We start from the raw sequence: 25,410 nt of genomic DNA on the forward strand, positions 1-25,410 counted from the left end.
AGGGCGATGATCCAGCAGGTCGAGCACACGGAGCCGGGCGGCGATCCGGCCGGGGTCGGGCTGGCCCTGGCGGTGGCGTACGAACTGCACGCGCCGACGGGACGGGCACCGGAGGTGGCGTCGGCGGCCAAGGCGGCCCGGCGGGCGGGCCGGGCAGCCGCCCGACGCCGCACCGCACGGGCCTGACGCTCCTTCCTCCCGGCACCGCACGCGGTCATGCGAGGCTGAGAACGTCAGACAGCCCGGCCCCGCCCCGCCCTCCCCTTCACACCCGAGGACCCCGAGCCCATGAGCCCCGCAGACGGCGACCGTGACCCCCAGCGCATCCTGATCGTCGACGACGAGCCGGCGGTACGCGAAGCACTTCAGCGCAGTCTCGCCTTCGAGGGCTACGGGACCGAGGTCGCCGTCGACGGCGCGGACGCGCTGGTGAAGGCCGCGGCGTACCGTCCGGACCTGGTCGTCCTCGACATCCAGATGCCCCGCATGGACGGCCTGACGGCAGCGCGCCGCATCCGCGCCACCGGCGACACGACGCCCATCCTGATGCTCACGGCCCGCGACACCGTCGGCGACCGGGTCACGGGCCTCGACGCGGGCGCCGACGACTACCTGGTCAAGCCCTTCGAGCTGGACGAACTCTTCGCCCGCATCCGCGCCCTGCTGCGCCGCAGCTCCTACGCGGCGGCCGTGGGCGCGGGCAACCCGGCCGACGAGGACGCCCTCACCTTCGCGGATCTGCGCATGGACCTCGCGACGCGCGAGGTCACCCGGGCGGGCCGCCAGGTGGAGCTGACCCGTACGGAGTTCACGCTCCTGGAGATGTTCATGGCCCACCCGCGCCAGGTCCTCACGCGGGAGCAGATCCTGAAGGCGGTCTGGGGCTTCGACTTCGAGCCGTCGTCGAACTCCCTCGACGTCTACGTCATGTACCTGCGCCGCAAGACCGAGGCGGGCGGCGAACCGCGCCTCGTCCACACGGTGCGGGGTGTCGGCTACGCACTGCGGGCGGGCGGCGCGGAGTGAACAAGGTCGTACGCCGGTTCCGCTCCCTGCCGATCCGGTCCCGACTGGCGCTGCTGGTGGCGGCGGCGGTGGCGTTCGCGGTGGCGGCGGTGTCGGTGACGTGCTGGTTCATCGTGCAGGGGAAGTTGTACGACCAGGTGGACGATGACCTGCGGTCGTCGTTCCGCACGATTCAGGCGGACGAGTTCGACGCGCTGACGAAGACGTGCCCCCAGAACCCCTCCAACACGCTCGGGGGAGCGCCGCGGCCGCAGACCTACGCGCAGGTGGTCAGGACCGACGGCAAGGTCTGCCGCTTCAGCAGCCTCATGCCCCAGGTGAACGTGACGAGCGGCGACAAGGACGTGGCGAAGAGCCCCGACCCAGAAGTTGCCCAGCTGCGCAACGGCACCGACAGCGACGGCAATTCGGTACGCGTCATGACCACGGCCGTGTTCGTCAAGAACGGCCCGTTCGAGCAGGGCGTGGCCGCCGACTACGCGCTGGTCATCGCCGTCCCCCTCAAGGGAACGGAGTCCACGCTCAACGAACTGGCGCTGATTCTGCTGCTGGTCTCGGGTGTAGGGGTGTTCGGCGCGGGAGCGGCCGGCCTCACGGTCGCCAGGGCGGGCCTGCGCCCGGTCGACAAACTCACCGAAGCGGTCGAGCATGTGGCCCGCACGGAGGACCTGGACGTCCGCATCCCGGTGGACGAAGACAGCGACGACGAGGTGGCGCGCCTCTCCCGCTCGTTCAACTCGATGACCTCGGCCCTGGCGAGCTCCCGAGAACTCCAGCAACAGCTCATCGCGGACGCCGGCCACGAACTCCGCACCCCCCTCACCTCGCTCCGCACCAACATCGAACTCCTCACCCGAAGCGAGGAGACGGGCCGCCCCATCCCCGAGGCCGACCGCAAGGCCCTGCTCGCCTCGGTGAAGGCCCAGATGACGGAACTGGCCGCACTCATCGGCGACCTCCAGGAACTCTCCCGCCCGGACACGGGCCAGCACTCGGGCCGTACCCAGATCGTCGCCTGGCACGACACGGTCGAGTCGGCGCTACGGCGTGCGCGACTGCGGGGCCCGGAGCTGCGGATCACGGCGGACGTACGGCCCTGGTTCGTGCGAGCGGAACCCTCCGCCCTGGAGCGGGCGGTGGTCAACATCCTCGACAACGCGGTGAAGTTCAGCCCGGAGGCCGGCACGATCGAGGTCCGCCTCGCCGCAGGCACCCTCACGGTCCGCGACCACGGCCCGGGCATCCCCGCCGACGAACTCCCCCACGTCTTCGACCGCTTCTGGCGCTCCCCGAGCGCGAGGGCCCTGCCGGGCTCCGGGCTGGGCCTGTCCATCGTGGCCCGCACGGTGCAGCAGGCGGGCGGCGAGGTGTCGCTGTCCCACGCCGAGGGGGGCGGCACGGTGGCTACGGTGCGGCTGCCGGGGGCGTCGGTACCACCGCCGGACGGCCCTCCCCCCTCGGCCTGACGCCCCCTCGAAACCGCGGCGTGAACACCCCGGCGAACGCACGCGGTCGCAGCACCATGACCGGGCGCCAGGTCACGGCTGCTGGAACACGACCTCAGGATGCGTGGCCGTGGGGCCGTCGAGGAGCGGCTGCGACATGCCCCGCAGGTGAAGGTCGAAGAAGGCTGACACGTAGTCGCGGGTTATGCGCCACCCGCGTTCTCCGGACAGCGGTATGGCGGGGTCCGACACTCCCAACTGCCCGGCCAGATACGGCATATCCGTGAAGGAGAAGTGTCCAGCGCCGGCCACGGTCAGCCAGCGTTTCCAGCCGTTCAGGTGTTCCCACGCCGCCGGCCAGTCGGTTTTCGGGCTGTTGGGGCTGTGGGTGGACTCGGCGCCGAGCATCATGAACGGGCGCCCGCCGAGCCTTGCCGCGGCAGAGTGCAGAGAGAAGTTGCCGTCCAGGTCGACCCCCGCCCGCACACGACGGTCGGCGGCCATGGTCGCCGCCGCGGTCGCACCGCCGATCGAATGCCCGCCGATTCCGATCCGGCTCGGGTCGATCACATGGGACAGCGCCCCGGCCCGTCGGCCATTGGTCAGCTCGCTGATCACGAAGGACATGTCCTTGGCCCGGCCGCGCACGACAGCCGCCCGCTCCTGCGGAGTGTCGTCCCGCTCGCAGGCCACACAGGTCAGCATCCGGCCCCCGGGGAAGACAGTGCCGACGGATTCGTACGCGTGGTCCACCAAGGCGACCACGTAGCCGCGACTCGCGAGATCGTCGGCGATCGAGGTGAGTGTGGTGCGCGGCATCGAGAATCCCGGGGAGAGCAGCACCAGGGGGAAACGCCCCGGAGCCGGGCGAGTGCCCACGTACGCATGGGTACGCGCCCCGGCAACCGTTTCGCGGGGCACGACGCCGCCGAGTCCCCTCGCTTCCAGGAGGAGCTGCGCCTCCTCGTCGGTCATGTACGCCGCCGGTGATCCACTCGCCGAGCGTGCCGGGTAGGACACCGTCACCATCAGCTCCCGGCTACCGGCCGTCGGCACCCATGGATCGGTGCGGTTCCGGTCGACCAGGTGCAGGGTGTGGCGGCCCACAGGGTACGGACCGGTGAGGGACGGTAGTTCCAACCCACTGCTGTACGGGACTTGGGGCGCGCTCTGCGCGGCGTCGACGGAGGCGGCCGGTGTGGCGCCCACAAGCGGCGCAGCCAGGGCCAGGGTGAGCAGAGTGGCCACAGTGGCTCTGCGATGTCTGGGAATCATGCAGTCGAAGCTAGGCCCCGAAACTCCGCAACACGTCCGGCTCCAGGGGGACTTGGCGATACCCGTGATACCCCTGTCGGCGGATCCCGTCAGACCCCGGTATCACACGGATGAGGGCGAGAGACGTCGTGCGCGTCGCGGTCAGCCGCGGTGGCGACACCGGCAACCTTTCCGTGCGGGGCGGCGACTGGTCAGTGGTCATTCCCCCACACGGATCGGATCGCCGTATGAGTGAGCCGCGCAGCAAGGCCCGTCATCGTCACCGCAGAAGCCGCACCGCCCTGGCCGTCACGCTCCCCCTGGCCCTGACCGCCGCCGGTGCCCTCGCCTACGGCAACGACCTCGGCGTGCTCGGCGGCAGCGGCCGGGAGGCCTCCGCCGCCGCACCGGCCTGGGCGGCCGACACCGCCGACGGGTTCGCCTCCGTCAACACCCTCGGGCAGAACGGGACGTACGGCGGGCGGGACGGCAAGACCGTCACGGTGAAGACGCAGGCCGAGCTGGAGAAGTACGCCACCGCCGCCGAGCCGTACGTCATCGTCGTCGCCGGGACCATCAACATGAACCCGGTCGGCAAAGAGATCAAGGTGCGGTCCGACAAGACCATCGTGGGTCAGGGGACCGCCGGGCACATCGTCGGCGGTGGGTTCTTCCTCGGGTCCGGCGTGCACAACGTGATCATCCGGAACTTGACCATCCGGGATGCCTACCAGGGCATCTGGAACGACAAGGACCACGACTTCGACGCCGTCCAGATGGACGGCGCCCATCACGTCTGGATCGATCACAACGATCTGCGGCACATGGCCGACGGGCTCATCGACGTCCGCAAGGACTCGACGAACGTCACCGTCTCCTGGAACAAGCTGAGCGACAACAACAAGACCTTCGGCATCGGCTGGACCGAGAACGTCAAGACCGACATCACGATCCACCACAACTGGATCCGCGAGACCGAGCAGCGTAATCCGTCCACGGACAACGCCGCGCACGCGCACCTCTACAACAACTTCCTCGAGGACGCCTCGGGCACCGCCATCAAGTCGTCGTACGGCAACTACTCGCGCGGCGCGACGAAGATGGTCCTGGAGAACTCCTACTTCCAGGGCGTCAAGAACCCCGTCATCAAGGACAGCGGCGCCGCGATCGTGCAGCGCGGGAGCGTCTTCTCCGGGACCAGTGGAAGGAACGAGAGCGGCGGGAGCGCCTTCGATCCGAAGGCCTACTACCCCTACAGCCTCGATCAGGCCGCCGACATCCCCGCCATCCTCAGGTCCGGAGTCGGGCCCCGCTCCTCCATCGGTACGACGGCCGCCTCCACCAAGGCCGCCGCCGCGACCACCCTCACGGTCGCCGCCGACGGCAGCGGGCAGTACCGGACCGTGCAGGCCGCCGTGAACGCCGTACCGGCGAACAATCCCGCCCGTGTCGTCATCGCCGTGAAACCGGGGACGTACCGGGAGCTCGTGAAGGTGCCGTCCAACAAGCCGCACGTCACGATCCAGGGGACCGGCGGCAGCCGCAAGGACACGACCATCGTCTACAACAACGCGGCCGGTACGCCCAAGCCCGGCGGCGGTACGTACGGCACCGGCGGGAGCGCCACCGTCGCCGTCGAGGCCGACGACTTCCAGGCCCGGAACCTGACCATCTCCAACGACTTCGACGAGAAGGCCAACCAGAGCCTCAGCGGGCATCAGGCCGTCGCGCTGCGGACCGCCGCCGACAAGGTGTTCCTGGACGGGATCATCGTCAACGGCGACCAGGACACGCTGCTGCTCGACACCGCCGCCAAGGACAAGCTCGGGCGGGTCTACGTCGGTAATTCCTACGTCACCGGCAACGTCGACTTCGTCTTCGGACGGGCGACGGCCGTCGTCGACAAGTCCGTCATCACGCTGAAGAAGCGCTGGGACGGGACGTCCGCCGGTTACGTCACGGCGCCGAGCACCGCCGCCAACCGCAAGGGCATCCTGATCGCCAACTCCACGGTGAGCGGGGATGTGGCGAGCGGGAGCTTCTATCTCGGGCGGCCCTGGCACGCGGGTGGGGACGCGTCGCTCGATCCGCAGACCACGGTCCGCAACACCAGCCTCAGTGCGGCGGTGAAGTCCACGCCGTGGACCGACATGAGCGGCTTCTCGTGGAAGGACGACCGGTTCGCGGAGTACAAGAACTCCGGTGCGGGGGCGGGCAGCGCGGGCAGCAACCGGCCCCACCTCACCGACGCGCAGGCCGCCGGCCAGGAGGTCGCGGACTGGCTCGCGGGCTGGACGCCCTCGGCGTCCTGAGAACTCCCTTCCGGGTCCGGCTGACAAGCGGCGCCGGACCCGGAAGGGCCACCATGCCTCGGGAGCGACCTACTTCTTCCAGGCGTGGTGCAGGCGGTCGAGGCCGCTCTGGTTGTTCACCTTCAGGCTGAGCTTGGTGCCCGTGCCCTGGAGCGTGGTGAGGGAGTACGTGTCGCCGTTGCGCAGGCCGGGCCAGTAGACCGAGCCGAGGCCCAGCTCCCGGATGGTGTCGGTCGCGGCCTGGATGTAGGCGATCTCGTTGGAGGTGCCCACCGGGCCGTTGTAGTCCAGGCCGGTGGTCATGGAGGCGCCGAACTCGTCGAGGATCGTGCGCGAGGCGCAGTCGCCGATGCGCGACTTGAAGTCCGCCTTCCACTGGTCGACGCTGGTCCAGTCGGTGTGCCAGAAGCCGTAGTTGTGCAGGGCGAGGCGCGTGCCCTTGAGGCGCGGGTCGGCGCAGACCGGCTTGACGTCCTCGCTGTACTTGTAGCCGCCGATGAGGATCCGGTCGCGGGGTATGAAGCGGTGGGTGTTCACCCACTTCGCGGCGATGTCGGTCCACTCCGTGGCGGTGTAGCCGAACGGTTCGTTCATCGGCTCGAAGTACACCTTGGAGTTGTGGGCGTAGGAGGTGGTGATCCGCGCCCACATGCGGTCCCAGGTGGCCTGGTCGTCGATCTTGCCGTCCTTGGCGTTGTCGGCCTCCCAGTAGCCCAGGATGACCTTGAAGCCCTTGGCGGTGGCGGCGTCGATCGCGGCCCGGTACGACGTCCAGAACGGGCCGTTCACCGAGGTCGGGTTGACCGGGAGACGGACCGTATTGGCGCCGAGCTTGGAGAAGCCGGTGACGATCGCCTTCGACTTGGCGTAGGTGGTGGCGTAGCTGTCGGTGGTGGACAGGCCCGAGGGCACGACCGCGTCGTCGGCGTAGTTGTCGCGCGGGTCGGCCCAGTTGACGCCCTTGAAGTCGCTGACCGGCGGCGGCGTGGCGGGGCGGTGGGCGGGTGAGGCGGCGGCGGGGGAGGCGAGCGCTCCGCCGAATGCCGTGACGCAGGCCAGCAGCGCCCCCACGCAAGCTGTCCCGCGATGGTTCTTTTGAGACACGACATCCCCTTCTGAGCATGTGCGAAGGCGAGCAGCCCGCAGTCGGACCGCTCAGTGGAGCACGAAACTAGAAGGAGACTCGAACAGAGGTCAACACATCTGCACACAAAGTTTCACCCAGGGAGCGACCCCGGGCGGTGCTTGAGTTCCAGTGGCCGGCCTCAGGAGGACTTCTCTCCGTCCGAGGACGACGAGGACATGTCCTCCAGGTTCTTGCGAGCCTTGTCCGAGAGCTGCTTCTTCCCGGCCAGCACCTCCCGGTAGTACTGCGCGCCCTTCTCCTTGGCCATCGGGAAGTCCTCGTCGAACTCCTCCGCCTCGTGGTACGGGTCGCCCTGCTTCGTCAGGGCACCGCGCATGGCCTTGCCCGCCCCGGGGAACCGGCGCTCCTCGGACTCCGTCATGACCCCGTAGAGCATGGCGGCGGCCCGTCGCTGCGTCGCACTCATGGTGCTGACGATGTCCTGGTCCGGTTCCTCGCCGCGCGCCGCCGCCGAGACCACCGGCAGGTGCTCGGCGTCGAGCGCCCTGACCAGCTCGTTGTACGTGGTCCCGAGGTCCTCGCTGCCCGGGTGCTGGGTCTTCTTGTTCGACGTGATGTACGGGCCGGCCCCTCGGCCCTTGTTCACCGTGTACGGACCGAAGGGGCTCTGCCCGGGGCCGTACACGGGCGCCCCTTGACCGCGCTTCCCCGCCCGCTCGTTGGCCCTGCGCAACCGGCTCAGCCCGTCCATGGGCTTCTCCTCGGCCGGGCCTTCGCCGTTGCCGCCCTGGGGCATGCGCTGCACGGCGACGAAGGCGGCGTTCCCGGCGGTGCGCTGGAGGGACATCGCCGCGTCCGGTGTGAGCTGCCCGCCGGCTGCCAGCCGGGCCGCCTGGGGGCCGTCCTCATGAGGCTTGAGCAGGGGCCGGTGGGGGTGTCCGGCCCGTGCGTCCGCCTCGGATTCCGGGGACCTGCCGTGCCTGTGCATCCGCATCATCCTCATCTCGGTCCGGTGCGCCCGGCCCAGCCTCCCGGAGATCACGGAGTACGGACAGCGCCCGGGGGCCAGACTTCCGGGCACAACGCGCTGCGCGAAAGGCCCTCGGGGCGCGGGCAGGGTCGAGCCCCGGCCCCGGCCCCGGCGAGGCTCAGCCGCCCACCGACAGCCCCGAGCCCGACAGCCGCACCTTGATGCCGTCCTCCTCGACCCGTACGTCCTCCAGCTTCACGTTCCCCTGCTCCGGCTTCGGCAGCTCGAACGCCAGCGCGAGGCGGTCGGCCAGGACCGGGCGGGTCAGGCTCGACAGCTCGCCGAGGAGGTCGGGGTCGAGGCCCAGGCGCTTGAGCACCTCGGGGTTGTTCAGGGCGAGGTCGATGAGGTTGAGGCGTTCGGCCTGGCGGGCGAAGCGCGGGGAGCCGGTCAGCTCGGCGAGCTTGCCGTCGTCGGCCAGGGCCTCGTCCACGGTCGCCTCGGGCACACCCATGCGCTGCACGATCGCCGGGACCGACAGCAGCGCCTTGGCCTTCTGCGTCTCCCGGGCCAGGTCGGCGGACGCCTTGGGCGTCAGATGCAGTCCCTCCGAGGCGCGCTTGCCGGGGCGGTAGGTGGCCAGGTCCCCGATGTCCAGGCGCATGCCGCCGATCTCCGTGGAGATGCCCCGCTCCCCCTGCCGCTGGATCCGGGCCTCGGCCCGCAGCTTCAGGTTGTGCCCGGCGACCGGCAGAGTGCCGCGCGCCCGCACCCGGTCGCGGCCCTCGCCGGTGAACGTCACCTGGGAGGCGCCGAGTTCGCGGTTGAGGTCCTCGAAGGACAGCATGACGTCCCCGTCGAAGCGGGGAACATCGGCGCCGCGTACAGAGGTCAGACCGTCGGCGTTCAGCCGTACGTCATGGGCCGTGGCCGACACCTTCGCCAGCGAGATCCGGTCGGCGGCGACGTCCGGGACGGTCACCTTCACCGACTCCAGCCGCTTGTCGGCGAGCTGGGTGAGGAAGGGGAAGCCGCCGATCTCCACCTCGGGCGCGGCGGCCAGGTCCAGGCGGTCCTTGAGGGTGCCCGCGGCCTTGTGCTCGGCGTACAGCACCGCCCAGCGGTCACCGAGCGCGGCGAACGAGGCGAGAACGACCAGGCCCACCACCGCCTTCACCGCGAGCGGCAGCCCGGCGAAACGATTCTTTCGACGTCGGCCGCCGCGACGGTGATCGGGCGGCGACCACTCCTGTTCCGGCTCGTCGCGCTGCTCCGCGTCCTCGCCGAGGAAGTCCTGCAGAGGGGTCGCCTCCAGAGGCCCGTCGTCGAGGGCGCCGAGTTCGTCGTAGGGGTTGTGCGGCTGCTCGGAGCGGTCGTCGGGATGGTGCGTGTCCATGCGGTGGGGGGTGCGCATCGTCTCATCCGACCATGCGCACCGCCCCACCTCGCAACCTGAACCCCGCCTATGCGATTTACTTCACGATCGTGATGCGGTCCGCATTGGGCGGCGCGATCGGGTTACCGGCCGACGAGTTGGCCGTCAAGTACTGCTCCAGAGCGGCCAGGTCGTCGAGGCCGACGACATCGTTCGTGCCCTGGCCCAGCGTCGGGAATCCGTCGCCGCCGCCCGCGAGGAAGCTGTTCGTCGCGACACGGTAGGTGGCCGCCGGGTCGATGGCCTTGCCGCCCAGCTTGACCGAGTCGGTGACGACGCGGTCGGCTCCGGACTTGGTGAGGTCCAGCGTGTAGGTCAGCCCGGACGACACCTGGAGCACCTTCGGCGCCGCCGCGTTCGCGCCGGTCACCTGCTCCTTGAGGACCTGGATCAGCTGCGCGCCCGTGAAGTTCTGCAGGTTCACGGTGTTCGCGAACGGCTGGACCGTGAAGCCCTCCGCGTATGTCACGACACCGTCACCTTCACCGGCTTTGGCCGCGAACGTCAGGGGTGCCCGGATACCGCCCGGGTTCATCAGCGCCAGGTCGGTCTCCGGGTCGAGCTGCTTGCCGTACGCGAGCTGGGCGTCGGCGATCAGGTCGCCGAGCGGGGACTCGCTGCCGGTGTTGCCGATGTCGCCGGAGATGTAGCCGATCGGCTTGTTGCCGATGGGCGCGGCCAGGGTGTTCCACTTGCTGATCAGCCGCGTCATGTCGGGCGCCTTGGGAACGTCCCGGGTGACCACGCGGTTCGCCGACTTCACGGCCGTACGGGCGATGTCGCCGGTCTTGCGGTCGTACGTCAGCGTGGTGTCGGTGTAGAGGCGGCCGAAGGACGCGGCCGAGGTGACCATACGGGGCTTGCCCGCCGGGTCGTCGATGCTGCACACGTACGCGTTGTGGGTGTGGCCGGTGACCAGCGCGTCCACCTGCGGCGTGACGTTCTTGGCGATGTCGGCGATCGGCCCGGAGATACCGTCGCCCGCGCCCGGGGAGTCACAGTCGTAGTTGTACGACGTCGACGCCGGGAAGCCGCCCTCGTGGATGAGGGCGACGATCGACTTCACGCCCTTCTTCCGCAGCTCCTTGGCGTACTTGTTGATCGTCTCGACCTCGTCCTTGAAGGAGAGGCCCTTGACGCCCTCGGCGGAGACGATGTCCGGGGTGCCCTCCAGGGTCACGCCGATGAAGCCGACCTTGACGTCCTTCTTCTTCCACACCCAGTAGGGCTTGAGGATCGGCTTCTTCGTCTTCTCGTCGAGGACGTTGGCGGCCAGGTAGGGGAAGTCGGCGCCCTTGAACTTCTTGTCCGTGTAGCAGCCTTCCTTCGGGTGGCAGCCACCCTTCTGCAGACGGCCCAGCTCCTTGGCGCCCTCGTCGAACTCGTGGTTGCCGACGGAGGTGACGTCGAGGTCGAGCTTGTTCAGCGCCTCGATGGTCGGCTCGTCGTGGAAGAGCCCGGAGATCAGCGGGGAGGCCCCGACCATGTCGCCGCCGGCCGCGGTGACGGAGTACTTCTCGCCCTTGCGGGCCTCACGCAGATGCGTGGCCAGGTACTCGACGCCGCCCGCATCGATGGTCTTCGTCGTACCGTCGGCCTGCTGCTCGGTGACCCGGCCGGAGGAACCGGCCGGCGGCTCCAGGTTGCCGTGCAGGTCGTTGAACGACAGCAGCTGGACATCCTGGTAGCGGCCGGGCCAGTGAGCGCCCTTGCGGTGGTCCTCGCCGGCGGTCGCCGACCCCGGCAGCCCCGCGGCGGCCAGCGCGCCGACGGTGACGACACCGGCGGCGACTGCGGCGAAACGGTTCGTACGACGTCTGCGACGCTCCTGGTGCGCCGGTGCCGGTGAAGTGGCTGGCATACGCCCCCCTGTCGGGTCTGCTGTTGTGTCCGGCTGCTGGATCTGCTCGGACGGTGATGTCGTCCGGCGCAGCCTAGAGTCAACGCGCGTAGCGCGACAGGTGTTTCGTGGTTACATCCTGGTTGCTTCTTTGCCGCCGATTTGCCGGTGGGGCGCCGTACCCTCGTACGCATGACCAGCGACGACACCGTACGGCCCGGCCGCCCCCGCTCGATCGAGACCCTTGCCGCGCTCTCCCCCGAGCAGACCGAGGCCGTGCTCGGGCTGCTCGCCGAGGCCGCCGGTACCGACGGGCAGCAGGCGGTGTCCGAGCAGGGCCGGTTGCAGTTGCGGGGCGGGGAGCGGGAGGGCGTGGCGCATCTGCTGCTCACCGTCGACGGCGAACTCGTCGGCTATGCCCAGCTGGAGGACACCGACCCGGTGGAGCCGCCGGCCGCCGAGCTGGTCGTCCACCCCGGGTATCGCGGGCACGGGCACGGACGGGCGCTCGGATCCGCCCTGCTGGCCGCCTCCGGCAAGCGGCTGCGGGTCTGGGCGCACGGCGGCCACTCCGCCGCCCGGCATCTCGCGCAGGTCCTGGGCCTGACCCTGTTCCGTGAACTGCGTCAGATGCGACGCCCGTTGACCGGCTTCGACGAGCCCTACCCGACGCTCCCCGCAGGCGTCACCGTCCGCCCCTTCGTCCCCGGCCGGGACGACGCGGCCTGGCTCGCCGTGAACGCCGCCGCCTTCGCCCACCACCCCGAGCAGGGCTCCCTCACGCAGCGCGACCTCGACGACCGCAAGGCCGAGCCGTGGTTCGACCCCGCCGGTTTCTTCCTCGCCTTCCGCGGCGACGAACTCGTCGGCTTCCACTGGACCAAGGTCCACGCCCAGGAGGGCCTCGGCGAGGTCTACGTCCTCGGCGTCGGCCCCGGCGCCCAGGGCGGCGGCCTCGGCAAGTCCCTCACCACGATCGGCCTGCGGCATCTGGCGCATCAGGGCCTGCCCACGGCGATGCTCTACGTCGACGCCGACAACAAGGCGGCGGTGACGGTGTACGAGCGGCTGGGGTTCGAGACGCACGAGGTGGATCTGATGTACCGGACGGAGACCTGAGCCGGGCCCGGGGTCAAGGTCATTGCGCCCACGTCGGGCGCCAGGTCTCTCCCTCGGTCACGCGTGGGCGTCTCGCCAGCAGATGGTCGCGGAGGGCGGCGAGGCCCGGATGCGCGTTGTCCGTGCGCCACAGCAGGGAGTGCGGGTACACGGGCGTCGGGTCGCGCAGGGGAACGAGGCGCAGGTCGTGGCCGGTCGGCCAGACGAGCGGGGTGCGTTCGCTGAGGAACGTCGCCAGGGTCGGGGAGCCCGCGATGGTGTCGAGGAGGGCCTCGATGCCGAAGTTGGGGCCGATGGTGTCGATGGTCGGGCCGAAGGTCGCGGCGAGTTCGTCGTAGTACGCGGCCCACTCCGTGCCGGGCTCGTTGCCGGGCATCCAGATCCGGTGCCCGGCCAGTCGCGCGGGTGTCACCGAGGCGGCCCGGGCGAACTCGTGGTCCGGGCCGACGCACAGCCGCAGCGGCTCGTCGAGGACCGGGACGGCTTCGACGCCCTCGGGCAGCCGGTGCCCGGGCATCGTGACGGCTCGGAACGTGGCATCGACGGCCCCGTCCCGCACGGCGGCCAGCGCCGTGTCCGCGCCGTACAGCGTGACGACGTCCAGGGCGATCTCCGGATGCGCCAGGTGGAAGTCCCGTACCAGCCCGGCCGTGGCGACCCGGCGCCCCACGACGTCCACCCGTAGCGCACGGTCCCCGGGCCTCACCGCCGCCACCGCCCGCTCCTCGGCCCGGAGCAGGGCCCGGGCGTGCGGCAGCAGCGCCTGCCCGTCGATGGTGAGCTCCGCTCCCCGTGCCGTACGCACGAGCAGCCGCACCCCGAGGTCCTTCTCCAGCGCGGCGATCCGCTTGGAGACGGCCTGCTGGGTGAGGTCCAGATCCACGGCGGCCTTCTGGAACTGCCCGGAGTCGGCGATCGCCACGAAGGCTCGTACGGCTTTGAGGTCCACGCCGGCACTCTAGGAGTACGACCTGCGGCCCGGGCCCCCGCGCCAGGACCACCGCCGCACCGGCTCCCCCGCCCCCAGCACCCCCACCAGCACGGCCACGGCCAGCACCACCGTCCACCGGTCATGCGCCGCCGCCCACCGCTCGTCCTGCACCGGCACGAACAGCGCCCACCGCCCGGGCCAGAACAGCAGGGCCAGTACCGCCGAGGTCAGCAGGCCGGCCGCGAGGCGTGCCCCGGGCCGGGCAAGGTCGCTGCGGTGCACGGCGACCAACGCGGCGGCCACCGCCAGGGCGAAGGCCGACCCGGCCTCCAGGGTGATGTCGGCGACCGGCGGCCGTAGGTCCCGCGGCACCAGCAGCAGCGCCGCCGTCCACCAGGCCGCCACGAGCGGGAGGACGAGTGCCACCCGCAGTCCGGTACGGACCGGGCGCGGGGTCGGCACCGTGGAGGTGGTGTGCCGGGCCGGGTCGTCCAGGAGGAACACCAGGCCGATCGCGAAGGCCAGGATCGCCGCCCGGAGCAGAGGCAGCGCGAGCCATTCCCCCGCCTCGCCGGTGGCCCGGGTCAGCCCGGCCATCAGCAGCCCTGCCGCACCGGCCGCCCCCAGCAGGCCCACGGGCAGGGTCCGGCCGACGGCGACGACCAACTCCCCTCTCAGTCGAGGCACTTGTCGTCTCCCTCGGGCGCCTTGACACCCAGCAGCTTCGCCGCCCGGGCCGCCGTCAGTTCCGGCGCGGTCAGCTCGGCCCAGTGGGACTTCACCCTCGCGGTGACCTCGCCCCGGGGTCGCGCCAGCAGCTCGCGCACCACCTCCGTCTGGGCGTCGGTCATGTACAGCCCGTCCGTCGGCTGGAGCACGAGGGCCGAGCCGGTGTCGCTGTCGTCGAGTCGGACGTGCCGGAGCGCGGCCACCGGGTCGGACTCCCAGCCCAGGGCCAGCCACATCACGGTGACGATGCGGCCGTCGCACATCGAGGTCGAGGCCTTCTCATCGCCGGCGACGAGCACTCCGGCGACGGCGGCCGAGAACTCGGGGACGCGGTTGCCGCCCCACCGGGTGCCCACCGTCACCTCGTGCGGACGCTCCAGCGGTGTCAGCGCACTGTCGCTGGAGAGGCCGTCGCGGGCCTCGATCCGCTGCCGTACGACGATCTTCTGGTCCTGGGCGGCGCCCCCGGCCAGGGACCGCACCCGGTCCACCACCCCGGCCCAGTCCCCGACCCGCGGCCCCCACTCGGGGAACGCGCAGTACGTCGACCCGTCCCGCTCGACGCAGGACTGCAACTGCCCGGGGGTGGCCGAGGCCCGTTCGCGGGCCCGGACCAGCTCGGGGGATTCGCCGCCCGTCTGGGTCACCCCGCCCACCAGCGCCATGGCCAGCGCCCCGGCGATCCCCGCCACGACCACCGGCTTGCGGCCACCGGCGACCAGCACCGCCGTCAGGCCCGCGCACAGCGCCAGCCCGGCCAGGTACAGGGCGTGCCATCCCGCGGGCCGGCCCAGCAGGTCGGACGGCAGGGTGTTGCTGGTCACCTCGACGACGACCGGCAGCAGCCAGCGGCTCCCGTCCTCGCTCGTGCCCCAGAAGAAGAGGAACAGGAACAGCGCGAACACGACCAGCAGCGGCGCGCCCAGGGCCGAGCGCACGAGCCCTGCCAGGAGAAGCCCGACCAGCCCGGCCAGCAGCACGGTCAGCGGTCCCACGAGCAGTTCGCTCACCGAACCCTGCCCGATCGCACCCGGCCGGAGCGCCTCCCGGCCGAACTGCGCGGCCACGCACACGGCGGTGAGCAGGGCCGCGGCCAGGGCCGACAGCGCGTGGGCGACCGTACGCCGCCACGGCGGCAGGACCAGCACCGCGAAGTGGGGTTCCGTCCCGTGCCGCCGGGAGCGCAGCGCGGCGCGGTTGACGCACAGCAGCACCGTGAGCCCGATGAGCAGCGGCGCGCTCTGGGTGGCGCGGTCGGCGTCCTGGAGGGCCGGATAGCCGCCCCAGTCCCTGCCCGTGCGCCATACGGTCCAGCCGATGTACACGAGGAAGGCGATGATCATCGGAAGCATCGTCAGCAGCCGGCGCGTCTCGAACCCGGCCAGGGCGATCACGGCGGCCCACGGACGGCCGCCCTCGGCCCGCTCGTCGGACGCGACCGGCTTGTCCATCACCGCGGTCATGCCGCCACCTCCACGGCGTCACCGTCGAGGGTGAGCAGATAGCCGTCCTCCAGGGTGGGTTCGAGCAGCTCGGCGCCGTCCGGCGGATCCCCCACGTTCCGGAAGGAACCGGTACCGGTGCGCCATCCCGCCTTGGCGCCCGGGTCCCGCTCCGCGCTGCTCCACACCCGCCCGGCGGCCCGTGCGGTCAGCTCGGCGGGGGTGCCCTCGAAGCGCAGCCGGCCGCCCGCCATGACCAGCACGCGGTGGCAGAGCATGGCCACGTCCTCGGTCTGGTGGGTGGAGAGCAGCACCGTGCGCCCCTCCCCGGCGCCCGCGATCAACTCGCGGAACCGCATGCGCTGTTCGGGGTCGAGCCCGACGGTGGGCTCGTCGAGGACCAGGAACCCGGGGTCACCGACCAGGGCGGCTCCGAGGGCGACCCGCTGCCGCATCCCGCCGGACAGCTTCCGGATCCGCTTCCCGCGTACGTCGGTGAGTCCCACCTCGTCCAGCACCCGCCGCACCTCCCGGTGCCGGGCGGACCGGTGGGTCATCTCCTTCAGGATCGCCACGTAGTCGACGAACTCGAAGGCCGTGAAGTCCGGGTGGAACCCCGGCGTCTGCGGCAGATAGCCCAGCCGGCGCCGCACCTCCTGCCGGCCCCGCGCGGTGCCCGGGTCCTGCCCGAGCACGGTGAAGGCGCCCTGGTCGGCGGGCAGGGCCGTGGCGAGGACCCGCAGCAGCGTGGTCTTGCCGGCGCCGTTGGGCCCGAGCAGTCCGGTGACGCCGGCGGACAGCCGCAGCGACACGTCGTCGAGGGCGCGGGTGCCTCCGTAGCGGAGGCCGAGCCCGGAGGCGGACACGGTCGGGGTCATACGGCACGTCCCTGAAAGAGGTCGAATCGGTCACGGAGCAGAAAGAGCAGCCCGGCGGCGAGCGCGGCGACCGCCGCCGCGACGCCCTGCCCGGCCACGGTGAACGGCGCGAGCGGCGTCTGCGCGCCCGCTCGCAGGGCATCGGCCAGCAACAGCAGCCCGACCCACGCCCCGCCGACCAGCGACGGCGCGAGCACCGGCCCCAGGCGGGGGGTCAGCGCGAGCCCCGTCGCGGTGAGCGCGAGCGCGGGCAGCAGCCAGGCCAGCGCGCCCAGCCCGTACGCGGGCAGCGCGAGGGTCGCCAGCCCGTTCAGGCCCAGCACCACGCCCAGCACGGCCACCGTCCGGATCATCAGCAGCCGGAACCCGTGCATCGGCGCGACGACGGCCATCTCGTACGTCGGGTCCAGCGCGGGCCCGTACGACAACGCCACCCCGGCCAGCGGCAGCAGCGGCGCGAGTGCGAGGAACAGCGTCGGGGACTGCCCGCCCCGTACGAGATGCCCCGCCGCCACGCTCAGCAGCAGCACCGCGACGACGGCTCCCAGCCAGGAGCGGCGCAGCACCGGTGCCGCAGCGAGCAGGCGCGCGGTGTGCCCGGGCACCCCGAGCCGCACGAGCAGCGACTCCAGCACCCCCGTCCGGGGCGCGTCCAGCTCGGCGTCGAGCCGCTCCCACCCCGCGTCGAGGGCGACCGGGTCGCTGACCTCGCCCAGCACCGCCCGGCACCGGGCGCAGGCCCCGAGGTGCGCATCGGCGGACCACAGAGCCGGGGCCGCCAACTCCCCCCGCGCATAGGCGCGCAGGTCCTCTTCCGGCACATGCCAACTCATGCCAACGCCTCCCGCAACTGCTTGCGGGCCCGCATCGCCCGCGTCTTGACCGTCCCCGGCGGAATCCCGAGCAGTACGGCCGCCTCCCGGGTGGTGAGCCCGTCGATGACCGTCGCCTGCAGCACCGCCCGCAACTCCGGCGACAGCCGGACGAGGGCGCCGGCGAGGTCCCCGTGCTCCACCCCCGCGAGCACGCGTTCCTCCGCCGACGCCTCGTCCCGGTGCCGCAGCCGCGCCAGGGCCTGGCGCAACCGCCCCCGTGCCCCGTCACCGCGCAGCGCGTCCACCAGCCGCCGCGACCCGATGCGCCACAGCCACCCCGCCACATCGACGTCCTCTCGATAGCGGGCCATGCCCCGCCACACGGCGAGGAACGTCTCCTGCACGACGTCGTCGACGACCCCCGGATCGGCGCACCGCCCCCGCAACCGGGCCCGGAGCCACGGCGCGTACCGCCGGTACAGCTCCTCGAAGGCACGCCGGTCGGCATCCGCGGCGATGGCCCGCAGCAGCTCCCCGTCGCTTCTCGTTTCGCTCACGTCTCCTCATCGGACCGCCCCACGCGAACGGTTCACGAAACCACGCTTGACTTTCGCTCCCGCCTTGCACCACCCTTTCACTACTCAATTAGTGAAAGGGTGGTGCAAGGCAGTGGTCGACTACCGCATCGACCGGCGCAGCGGCGTGGCCACCTACGTCCAGATCGTCCAGCAGACCAAACAGGCCCTGCGCCTCGGCCTGTTGGAGCCCGGCGACAAGCTGCCCACGGCTCGGGAAGTGGTGGAGGCGACCGCCATCAACCCGAACACCGTCCTCAAGGCCTACCGGGAACTGGAGCGCGAGGGCCTGGTCGAGGCGCGCCGCGGACTCGGCACGTTCGTCCGCAAGTCCCTCGGCACCGCCCCGGCCGACTCCCCGCTCCGCGCGGAGCTGGAGGCATGGGCGGCCCGGGCCCGTGCGGCCGGACTGGAGCGCGACGACGTGGACGCCCTTTTCACTTCCGTACTCGACGCGCACTTCGCGCCACTCAAGGGGGACGCATGACCGACACCGCCATCGAGGCGGCGGCGCTGGGCAGGAGCTTCGGGCGGCGCCGCAGAAAGGCCCTGGACGGCTGCGCGTTCCAGCTCCCGGTGGGCCGCGTGTGCGCCGTCGTCGGATCGAACGGCGCCGGCAAGTCCACCCTGCTCGCCCTCGCGGCCGGGTTGCTGAGACCCACCGAGGGCTCGATCACCGTACTCGGCCGGACCCCGGCCGCGGCCCGCGAGCACCTCGCCCACGTGGCCCAGAACAAGCCCCTCCATCCTCAGCTCACCGTGGCGGGCACCCTGCGCCTGGGCCGCGACCTCAACCCCCGCCGCTGGGACGCCAGGACCGCCGAGCGGATCGTCGCGGAGGGCGACCTCGACCCGGACGCGAAGATCCGCTCGCTCTCCGGCGGCCAGCGCACCCGCGTCGCGCTCGCCCTGGCCCTCGGCAAACGCCCCGAACTACTGCTCCTGGACGAGCCGATGGCCGACCTCGACCCGCTCGCCCGGCACCAGCTGATGGCGGCCCTCATGGCCGACGCCGCCGACCGCGGCACCACGGTTGTCATGTCCTCGCACGCTGTGACGGAACTGGAGGGCTCCTGCGACCACCTGCTGCTGCTCGGCGGCGGGCGGGTCCGGCTGGCCGGGTCGCTCGAGGACCTGCTCGCCGCGCACACCCTGGTCACGGGCCGCGCGGGCGACACCCTCGACCCGCACACCGTGGTCGAGTCCCGCACCACCGGCCGCCAGCTGACCGCGCTGGTCCGGCCCGCGGGCCCGCTCGGCGACGAACGGCACGGCGACCGCCCCTCCCTGGAAGAACTGGTCCTCGCGCATCTGCGCTCCCCCGAGGCCCCGCCGCTCGTGTGCGAGGCGCGGGAGGCCGCCGTATGACCGCCGTGACCGCCGAGGCGCCCGCCGCCGCCCAGCGCCTCACGGCACCGCGTGGCCTGGTCGTGGCGATGCTGCGCGTGCACCGCTCGGCACTGCTGTTCTGGCTGATGCTGACGGCCGTGGGCATCGGCACCCTGCTGTGGGCCGCGGGCCCGGGCGCCGACGCCGCGCTGGCCGAATACCGGGCGCTCGGCTGCGAAGGGCCCGACCCGGTCCGGGAATGCGGCTACCCCGGAGCAGCAAGCACCCGCTACCAGGCAGCCGTAGCAGTGGCCTCCGGAGTCCTCACCCTGCTGCCGGTGCTCACCGCGGCCTGGGCGGGAGGCGCCCTGACGGGGCGTGAACTGGAGAGCGGCACGGCCCAGCTGGCCTGGACCCAGTCGGTCAGCCCGGCCCGCTGGCTGGCCGCCAAGCTCGCGGTCCCGGCCCTGCTGATCGTGACGGGCACGCTCGCGACCACCCTGCTTCTCCGCATGCTGTGGTCGTCGCCCCGGAACCCCCAAAGCCGCCACACGGGCTGGTACGAGTGGTACGACGACGGCGTCTTCGAGGTCAACGGCCCCGTCGCCACCGCCCACGTCCTCGCCGCCCTGGCCCTCGGCGTCCTGGCCGGCCTGCTGCTGCGCCGCGCCCTGCCCGCCCTCGGCGTCGCGGTCCTGGCCGCCATGTCCCTGGTCTACGTGCTCGACGAACTGCGTCCGCACCTGTGGCCCACGACCGCGACGGCGACGTCCACCGGCACCCCGAACTCCCCCGGCCTCGTCGTCGAGGAGGGCGCCCTCACCACCACCGGCGCCCGCGTACCCGTCCCGGACTGCCTGGGCGAACTCACCTGCCCCGCCGAGGCGGGCATCACCGGCCAGTACGCCGTCTACCACCCGTCCTCCCACTTCTGGCCCCTCCAGCTCATGGAGAGCGGCATCGCCCTCGCCGTCGCCGCCCTCGCCGCCCTCGCCGCCTTCTGGCTGCTGCGCCGCCGCACCGGAGCCGCCGTATGACCGCCCTCGCCACGACGACCGAGCCGGGGACCCGCCCCACCGCCCCACACACCGCCCCGCCCACCGCCCGGCGCACCGGCCCGGGCGGCCTGTTCCGGGCGCTCTCGCGGACCCACCGCACGGCCCTGCTCCTGTCCTGCCTCGCCCTGACCGCGGCGGCAGCCGCCCTGGTCTGGCTGCACTCCCTCGGCGACGAGGCCCGCGCGGGCGCGAGCGCCTGCGCGACACCCCCGGCCGACGGGCTCCCCTCCTGCGCGGCGGTCGACGCGATCACCGCCGACGAGACGTACGCGAACGGTCTGGCCGTGATCGCGACCGCGCTGTCCTGGGCACTGTTCCCCGTGGCCGCCTGGGCGGGCGGCGCACTCATCGGGCGCGAACTGGAGAACGGCACCGCACAGCTGGCCTGGACCCAGTCGGTCGGCCCCCTGCCCTGGCTGGCGGCGAAACTGGCGCTCCCGGCCGCGCTGCTCACCACCGGCACGGGCGGGCTCGTCCTGCTGAACCTCTGGGCCCGCGGGGACGGCGACCCGGACCTGGCCGGCGACTGGTACGTCACGGACGTCTTCGTGTCGACGGGCCCGACGGCGGTGGCGTACGTCCTGGCAGGTCTCGCCCTCGGCGCCCTCGCCGGTCTGGTGTGGTGCCGGGCGCTGCCGGCCGCGGGAGTGGCACTCGGCGCGTCCCTGCTCCTCCACGGTCTCCTGGAGCGCCACCGCGAGGACCTCTGGCCCACCGTCACCCGCATCGCGCCGCACAGCATCGAACTCCCCCGCTCGGCCTACCAGGTCTCCTGGACCGACCCGGCGTCGAACGGCGTGCAGACCACCACGTTCCACCCCCGGTCCCACTTCTGGCCCTTGCAGTACGTGGAAACCGGCCTGCTCCTGGCGGTGGCCGCCGCCGCGACGGTCACCGCCTTCGCCCTGCTGGCCCGTCGCCTCCCCTGACCCGGTCCGCGCGTCCTTCCACGGGGGGATGGACGCGCGGACCGTGAGGGCCGCCCGCGGCCGGCCGCCCGGCCGGGGCGCCGGGTTCGTCCACAGCCTGTGGGCAACCGCCGCCCAGGCCGGGCGGACCCCCGCGAGCCGCCCCCCGCTATCCCGCACGTCATGTCTCCGTAACCATCGATTCAGACGAGCTTGCGACGCTCGGGCAATGAATCCCGCCGTGCCAGAGCCTTCGCCACCCCGAGAGGGGCCTGCGGGGAACGGGAACACTCATGTGACGCCCCCGATCCCGCCCGCGCTGTCCGACGCGCCCGTAATGCTCGCGGCGCGGAAGAATGGGTCCATGAGCCAGCCGAACACCCAGGCACAGGTCCAGCACGCGCAGCCCTCCGTGGGCTCCATCGCAGCCCACCGCCCGCACACCATCGCGGCGGCCGTCTCCGATCTCGAACCCGACATCGACGCCGACCTCGACGCGTACGAGGAGTCGCCGTACGACGGGCCCCAACTGCCGCAGGGCCGGTTCCTCGACCGGGAACGCAGCTGGCTCGCGTTCAACGAGCGTGTTCTCGAACTCGCCGAGGACCCGAACACGCCCCTGCTGGAGCGAGCCAACTTCCTCGCGATCTTCGCCAGCAACCTCGACGAGTTCTTCATGGTCCGGGTGGCCGGTCTGAAGCGCCGTATCGCCACCGGCGTGGCCACCCTCTCCGCCTCGGGCCTGCAGCCCCGCGAGGTGCTGGAGATGATCTGGGCCCGCTCCCGCGAGCTCATGGCCCGGCACGCCGCCTGCTACCACGAGGACGTCGCCCCCGCCCTCGCGGAGGAGGGCATCCACCTGGTCCGCTGGAACGAGCTGCAGGAGAAGGAGCAGGCCCGCCTGTTCACCCTGTTCCGGCACCAGATCTTCCCCGTGCTGACCCCGCTGGCGGTCGACCCGGCGCACCCCTTCCCGTACATCTCCGGCCTGTCCCTGAACCTGGCCGTCGTCGTACGGAACCCGGTCACGGGCCACAAGCACTTCGCCCGTGTGAAGGTGCCGCCGCTGCTGTCCCGCTTCTTGGAGAGCTCCCCGGGCCGCTACGTCCCCATCGAGGACGTCATCGCCGCCCACCTGGAGGAGCTGTTCCCGGGCATGGAGGTCCTGGAGCACCACGCCTTCCGCCTGACCAGGAACGAGGACCTGGAGGTCGAGGAGGACGACGCGGAGAACCTGCTCCAGGCCCTGGAGAAGGAGCTCATGCGGCGCCGCTTCGGGCCCCCGGTGCGCCTGGAGGTCGAGGAGTCCATCGACCGCGAGGTCCTGGACCTGCTGGTGCGCGAGCTGAAGATCAGCGAGGCCGAGGTGTACCCGCTGCCGGGTCCGCTGGACCTCACGGGTCTCTTCCGGATCGCCTCCCTGGAACGCCCGGATCTGAAGTACCGCAAGTTCGTCGCCGGCACCCACCGCGATCTCGCCGAGGTCGAGTCGGCGTCCGCGCCGGACATCTTCGCCGCGCTGCGGGAGCGGGACGTCCTGCTGCACCACCCGTACGACTCGTTCTCGACCTCCGTCCAGGCCTTCCTGGAGCAGGCGGCCGGCGACCCGGACGTCCTCGCGATCAAGCAGACCCTGTACCGGACCTCGGGCGACTCCCCGATAGTCGACGCCCTCATCGAGGCCGCCGAGTCCGGCAAGCAGGTCCTGGTCCTGGTCGAGATCAAGGCCCGCTTCGACGAGCACGCCAACATCAAGTGGGCGCGCAAGCTGGAGGAGTCCGGCTGCCACGTGGTCTACGGCCTGGTCGGCCTGAAGACCCACTGCAAGCTGTCGCTGGTGGTCCGCCAGGAGGGCGACACGCTCCGCCGCTACAGCCACGTCGGCACCGGCAACTACCACCCGAAGACGGCCCGCCTCTACGAGGACCTCGGCCTGCTCACGGCCGACCCTCAGGTCGGCGCGGACCTCTCGGACCTCTTCAACCGTCTCTCCGGCTACTCCCGCCGCGAGACCTACCGCCGTCTCCTGGTGGCCCCCAAGTCGCTGCGCGACGGCCTGGTCGCGCGGATCAACAAGGAGATACAGCACCACCGCGCGGGACGGCCCGCGCACGTCCGTATCAAGGTCAACTCGATGGTCGACGAGGCCGTCATCGACGCCTGCTACCGCGCGGCCCAGGCGGGCGTGCCGGTGGACGTGTGGGTGCGCGGCATCTGCGCGCTGCGCCCGGGCGTGGCGGGCCTGTCGGAGAACATCCGGGTCCGCTCGATCCTCGGCCGCTTCCTGGAGCACTCCCGGGTGTTCGGCTTCGGCAACGGCGGCGAGCCCGAGGTGTGGATCGGCAGCGCCGACATGATGCACCGCAACCTCGACCGCCGGATAGAGGCCCTGGTCAGGGTCACCGACCCGGCCCACCGGGCAGCCCTGAACCGGCTGCTGGAGACCGGCATGTCCGACGGCACCGCCTCCTGGCATCTCGGCCCGGACGGCGACTGGACGCGACATGCGACCGACGCGGACGGCCAGCCCCTGCGCAACGTCCAGGAGATGCTCATAGACGCGCGGAGGCGCCGGCGTGGCACAGCGACACCTTGACCCGACGAACCCCCTGACCGGGCCCGCCCCCACCGGGGACGCCCTCGCCGGCTACCTGCGGGCCCAGGCCACGGAGTTCCTCCGAGCACTGCGCCTGCACCGCGAGACGGGGTCGGGCGCGGGCGCCTCGGAGGGGTCCGCCGACGCGGCGCGCGCCCTGCGCCGCTCGGCCCGCCGTATCAGCGCCAGCCTGCACACGTTCCAGTCCCTGCTGGACACGGACTGGTGCGAGGGCATGCGCCCGGAACTGGCCTGGGTCTCGGGAACCCTGGCCATGGAACACGCGTACACCTCCCGTCTGGAACGCCTGCTGAGCGCGCTGCACCGCCTGTCGGGCTCCACGACGCTCCCGGGGCAGACCCCGGCCGCGGCGGCGTCCACCAAGGCCGGTGCCCCGATCCCCCCGACCTCGGCACCGGAGCGCGGCAACCTCACCGTCGGCGCGGCCAAGGCGGGCGCCCTGCTCGACCGCCAGCTCAACCTGGCCCGCACCCGAGCCCACTCCACGGCCCTGCAGGCCCTGGGAAGCAGCCGCTTCCACGCCATCGCCGACAAGGTCGCGGTCCTGGCCAGCGAGGTCCCCCTCACCAAGGCCGCCGTCACCACCGACCTCCGCCCTCTCGCCTCGGCGGCCGAGGGCCGTCTCACGGACGCCGTGGCCGCCCTCCCCCTCATCACCGCGGGGCACCCGTACAACGCCTCGGCCCTCGTCCACGGCCTGTCCCCGGACACCGTCCCGCACCCGCAGGACGCCCCCTGGCACCAGGTCCGGCTGCTCCTGCGCCTGCACCGCTACGCCCGCGAGGGCCTGCGCGGCGAGCCCAACGGCAACGCCGTCGTCGATCTGCGCCTGCTCTCCGCCGGCCAGGCCCTGAACCGCCACCGCGACGCCTCGGAGGCGGCAGCGGCGGCGGCCCAGGCGGCCCGTACCCCGCGCATCGCCCCCGCGACGGCGTACGCCCTCGGCGTGCTCCATGCCGACCAGCGCCACGAGGTCGAGGCGGCGCGTTTCGCGTTCCAGCAGTGCTGGCAGAAGGAAACCGTCGGCACGTCATGACCGGGCCACGGCACCGAGGAGGCGGTCAGGTGGGCTCTCCCGACGACACGACTGTTCAGGCGGCGGGCTGCGTCCTGTGGCGCCGTTCCCCCGTCACGGGCGAGCTGGAGGTCTGCCTCGTCCACCGGCCCAAATACGATGACTGGTCCTGGCCGAAGGGCAAGCTCAAACGCGGTGAGGAGGCCCTCGCCGGGGCCCTGCGCGAGGTGGCCGAGGAGACGGGCTGCCGGGCCGCGCCCGGCGCCGAGCTGCCCACCCAGCACTACCTCGCGAACGGCCGCCCCAAGCAGGTCCGCTACTGGGCGGCCGAGGCGGTATCCTGCGAGTTTTCCCCGTCGGACGAGGTGGACCGGGTCCTGTGGCTGACACCCGCCGCCGCTCGCGCCCGTCTGACGCAGCCCCACGACCGCCCCTTGGTCGACGCGCTGCTCGCGCTGCCCGCCCCGGAAAAGCGGAACCCGGACGTGCTCTCCCCGTAAGCGTTCCGTGACCTAACCACACCTTCGGCAGGGGTTCACCCCTCGTTCATTTACGGCCATAGGCGCCTTCACCTGATCTGCCTAATTTCGGCCTTACCCGACGTGACCGCGCCTGCCGCGTGTCA

23 protein-coding genes are annotated in these 25,410 nt (G+C 71.9%); 12 read left to right on the forward strand and 11 right to left on the reverse strand.

The window, feature by feature from the left end:
- The first annotated feature begins 6 nt into the window (after positions 1 to 6).
- The 3 genes from ACZ6I3_RS10865 to ACZ6I3_RS10875 all read left to right on the forward strand — a co-directional run bounded on the left by ACZ6I3_RS10865 (position 7) and on the right by ACZ6I3_RS10875 (position 2,492).
- Positions 7 to 186, forward strand: a complete 180-nt coding sequence (locus tag ACZ6I3_RS10865) for a hypothetical protein (RefSeq protein WP_469413611.1) — start codon at positions 7 to 9, stop codon at positions 184 to 186.
- A 102-nt stretch (positions 187 to 288) separates the two neighbouring features.
- Positions 289 to 1,026, forward strand: coding sequence for a response regulator transcription factor (locus ACZ6I3_RS10870; protein ID WP_382834658.1), 738 nt, complete (start codon positions 289 to 291; stop codon positions 1,024 to 1,026).
- Positions 1,023 to 2,492: a sensor histidine kinase gene (locus tag ACZ6I3_RS10875; RefSeq protein WP_469413612.1), complete on the forward strand. Its 1,470-nt coding sequence runs from the start codon at positions 1,023 to 1,025 to the stop codon at positions 2,490 to 2,492. The genes ACZ6I3_RS10870 and ACZ6I3_RS10875 overlap by 4 nt, the downstream gene beginning before the upstream one ends.
- A gap of 72 nt (positions 2,493 to 2,564) precedes the next feature.
- On the opposite strand, the gene ACZ6I3_RS10880 is transcribed toward ACZ6I3_RS10875, so the two are convergent.
- Complete coding sequence (locus ACZ6I3_RS10880; protein WP_469413614.1) at positions 2,565 to 3,746, reverse strand: alpha/beta hydrolase family protein; 1,182 nt, start codon at positions 3,744 to 3,746, stop codon at positions 2,565 to 2,567.
- A 227-nt stretch (positions 3,747 to 3,973) separates the two neighbouring features.
- Here ACZ6I3_RS10880 and ACZ6I3_RS10885 point away from each other — a divergent pair, with 227 nt between their 5' ends.
- Positions 3,974 to 6,037: a pectinesterase family protein gene (locus ACZ6I3_RS10885; protein ID WP_469413616.1), complete on the forward strand. Its 2,064-nt coding sequence runs from the start codon at positions 3,974 to 3,976 to the stop codon at positions 6,035 to 6,037.
- Positions 6,038 to 6,106: 69 nt separating this feature from the next.
- Here the strand turns inward: ACZ6I3_RS10885 and ACZ6I3_RS10890 are convergent, their stop codons facing one another.
- The 4 genes from ACZ6I3_RS10890 to ACZ6I3_RS10905 form a co-directional block, all read right to left on the reverse strand.
- On the reverse strand, positions 6,107 to 7,141 hold the full coding sequence (locus ACZ6I3_RS10890; RefSeq protein WP_469413618.1) for a glycoside hydrolase family 5 protein: 1,035 nt from the start codon (positions 7,139 to 7,141) through the stop codon (positions 6,107 to 6,109).
- Positions 7,142 to 7,302: 161 nt separating this feature from the next.
- Positions 7,303 to 8,112, reverse strand: a complete 810-nt coding sequence (locus ACZ6I3_RS10895) for a hypothetical protein (RefSeq protein ID WP_469413619.1) — start codon at positions 8,110 to 8,112, stop codon at positions 7,303 to 7,305.
- A gap of 160 nt (positions 8,113 to 8,272) precedes the next feature.
- Complete coding sequence (locus ACZ6I3_RS10900) at positions 8,273 to 9,508, reverse strand: LmeA family phospholipid-binding protein (protein ID WP_469413620.1); 1,236 nt, start codon at positions 9,506 to 9,508, stop codon at positions 8,273 to 8,275.
- A 58-nt stretch (positions 9,509 to 9,566) separates the two neighbouring features.
- The gene (locus ACZ6I3_RS10905; protein ID WP_469413622.1) at positions 9,567 to 11,390 is read right to left on the reverse strand and encodes a bifunctional metallophosphatase/5'-nucleotidase; all 1,824 of its coding nucleotides are present in this window, start codon (positions 11,388 to 11,390) and stop codon (positions 9,567 to 9,569) included.
- 171 nt (positions 11,391 to 11,561) lie between these two features.
- On the opposite strand from ACZ6I3_RS10905, the gene mshD reads away from it, so the two are divergent.
- A complete protein-coding gene (gene mshD / locus ACZ6I3_RS10910) occupies positions 11,562 to 12,488 on the forward strand; it encodes a mycothiol synthase (RefSeq protein ID WP_405506206.1) in 927 nt (308 codons plus the stop codon).
- Positions 12,489 to 12,507: 19 nt separating this feature from the next.
- On the opposite strand, the gene ACZ6I3_RS10915 is transcribed toward mshD, so the two are convergent.
- The 6 genes from ACZ6I3_RS10915 to ACZ6I3_RS10940 are packed head-to-tail and all read right to left on the reverse strand — an operon-like array spanning position 12,508 to position 17,840.
- The gene (locus ACZ6I3_RS10915; protein WP_469413625.1) at positions 12,508 to 13,437 is read right to left on the reverse strand and encodes a LysR family transcriptional regulator; all 930 of its coding nucleotides are present in this window, start codon (positions 13,435 to 13,437) and stop codon (positions 12,508 to 12,510) included.
- Positions 13,438 to 13,446: 9 nt separating this feature from the next.
- Positions 13,447 to 14,106 carry an ABC transporter gene (locus ACZ6I3_RS10920; RefSeq protein ID WP_469413627.1) on the reverse strand — a complete coding sequence of 220 codons (660 nt, stop codon included), beginning with the start codon at positions 14,104 to 14,106 and terminating at the stop codon, positions 13,447 to 13,449.
- Positions 14,094 to 15,611, reverse strand: a complete 1,518-nt coding sequence (locus ACZ6I3_RS10925) for an ABC transporter permease (protein WP_469413628.1) — start codon at positions 15,609 to 15,611, stop codon at positions 14,094 to 14,096. Before ACZ6I3_RS10925 ends, ACZ6I3_RS10920 begins: the two co-directional genes overlap by 13 nt.
- Positions 15,608 to 16,468, reverse strand: a complete 861-nt coding sequence (locus tag ACZ6I3_RS10930; protein ID WP_469413630.1) for an ABC transporter ATP-binding protein — start codon at positions 16,466 to 16,468, stop codon at positions 15,608 to 15,610. The genes ACZ6I3_RS10925 and ACZ6I3_RS10930 overlap by 4 nt, the downstream gene beginning before the upstream one ends.
- Positions 16,465 to 17,301, reverse strand: coding sequence for a cupin domain-containing protein (locus tag ACZ6I3_RS10935; RefSeq protein ID WP_469413632.1), 837 nt, complete (start codon positions 17,299 to 17,301; stop codon positions 16,465 to 16,467). The genes ACZ6I3_RS10930 and ACZ6I3_RS10935 overlap by 4 nt, the downstream gene beginning before the upstream one ends.
- Complete coding sequence (locus ACZ6I3_RS10940; RefSeq protein ID WP_469413634.1) at positions 17,298 to 17,840, reverse strand: RNA polymerase sigma factor; 543 nt, start codon at positions 17,838 to 17,840, stop codon at positions 17,298 to 17,300. The genes ACZ6I3_RS10935 and ACZ6I3_RS10940 overlap by 4 nt, the downstream gene beginning before the upstream one ends.
- Positions 17,841 to 17,952: 112 nt before the next feature.
- On the opposite strand from ACZ6I3_RS10940, the gene ACZ6I3_RS10945 reads away from it, so the two are divergent.
- From ACZ6I3_RS10945 to ACZ6I3_RS10975, 7 genes are all read left to right on the forward strand, one after another.
- Positions 17,953 to 18,345 (forward strand): GntR family transcriptional regulator, encoded by a 393-nt coding sequence (locus ACZ6I3_RS10945; RefSeq protein ID WP_469413635.1) that lies wholly within the window; start codon positions 17,953 to 17,955, stop codon positions 18,343 to 18,345.
- Entirely contained in the window at positions 18,342 to 19,226 is an 885-nt protein-coding gene (locus tag ACZ6I3_RS10950) for an ATP-binding cassette domain-containing protein (RefSeq protein WP_469413636.1), read from the forward strand. The genes ACZ6I3_RS10945 and ACZ6I3_RS10950 overlap by 4 nt, the downstream gene beginning before the upstream one ends.
- On the forward strand, positions 19,223 to 20,224 hold the full coding sequence (locus ACZ6I3_RS10955) for an ABC transporter permease (protein ID WP_469413638.1): 1,002 nt from the start codon (positions 19,223 to 19,225) through the stop codon (positions 20,222 to 20,224). The genes ACZ6I3_RS10950 and ACZ6I3_RS10955 overlap by 4 nt, the downstream gene beginning before the upstream one ends.
- Entirely contained in the window at positions 20,221 to 21,174 is a 954-nt protein-coding gene (locus tag ACZ6I3_RS10960; protein ID WP_469413640.1) for a hypothetical protein, read from the forward strand. Before ACZ6I3_RS10955 ends, ACZ6I3_RS10960 begins: the two co-directional genes overlap by 4 nt.
- A gap of 208 nt (positions 21,175 to 21,382) precedes the next feature.
- Complete coding sequence (locus ACZ6I3_RS10965; protein WP_469413641.1) at positions 21,383 to 23,749, forward strand: RNA degradosome polyphosphate kinase; 2,367 nt, start codon at positions 21,383 to 21,385, stop codon at positions 23,747 to 23,749.
- Complete coding sequence (locus ACZ6I3_RS10970) at positions 23,730 to 24,806, forward strand: CHAD domain-containing protein (protein WP_469413643.1); 1,077 nt, start codon at positions 23,730 to 23,732, stop codon at positions 24,804 to 24,806. The genes ACZ6I3_RS10965 and ACZ6I3_RS10970 overlap by 20 nt, the downstream gene beginning before the upstream one ends.
- On the forward strand, positions 24,803 to 25,285 hold the full coding sequence (locus tag ACZ6I3_RS10975) for an NUDIX hydrolase (protein WP_469413644.1): 483 nt from the start codon (positions 24,803 to 24,805) through the stop codon (positions 25,283 to 25,285). The genes ACZ6I3_RS10970 and ACZ6I3_RS10975 overlap by 4 nt, the downstream gene beginning before the upstream one ends.
- The last annotated feature ends 125 nt before the right edge of the window (positions 25,286 to 25,410 follow it).

This window comes from Streptomyces sp. NPDC041940 (assembly GCF_055589465.1).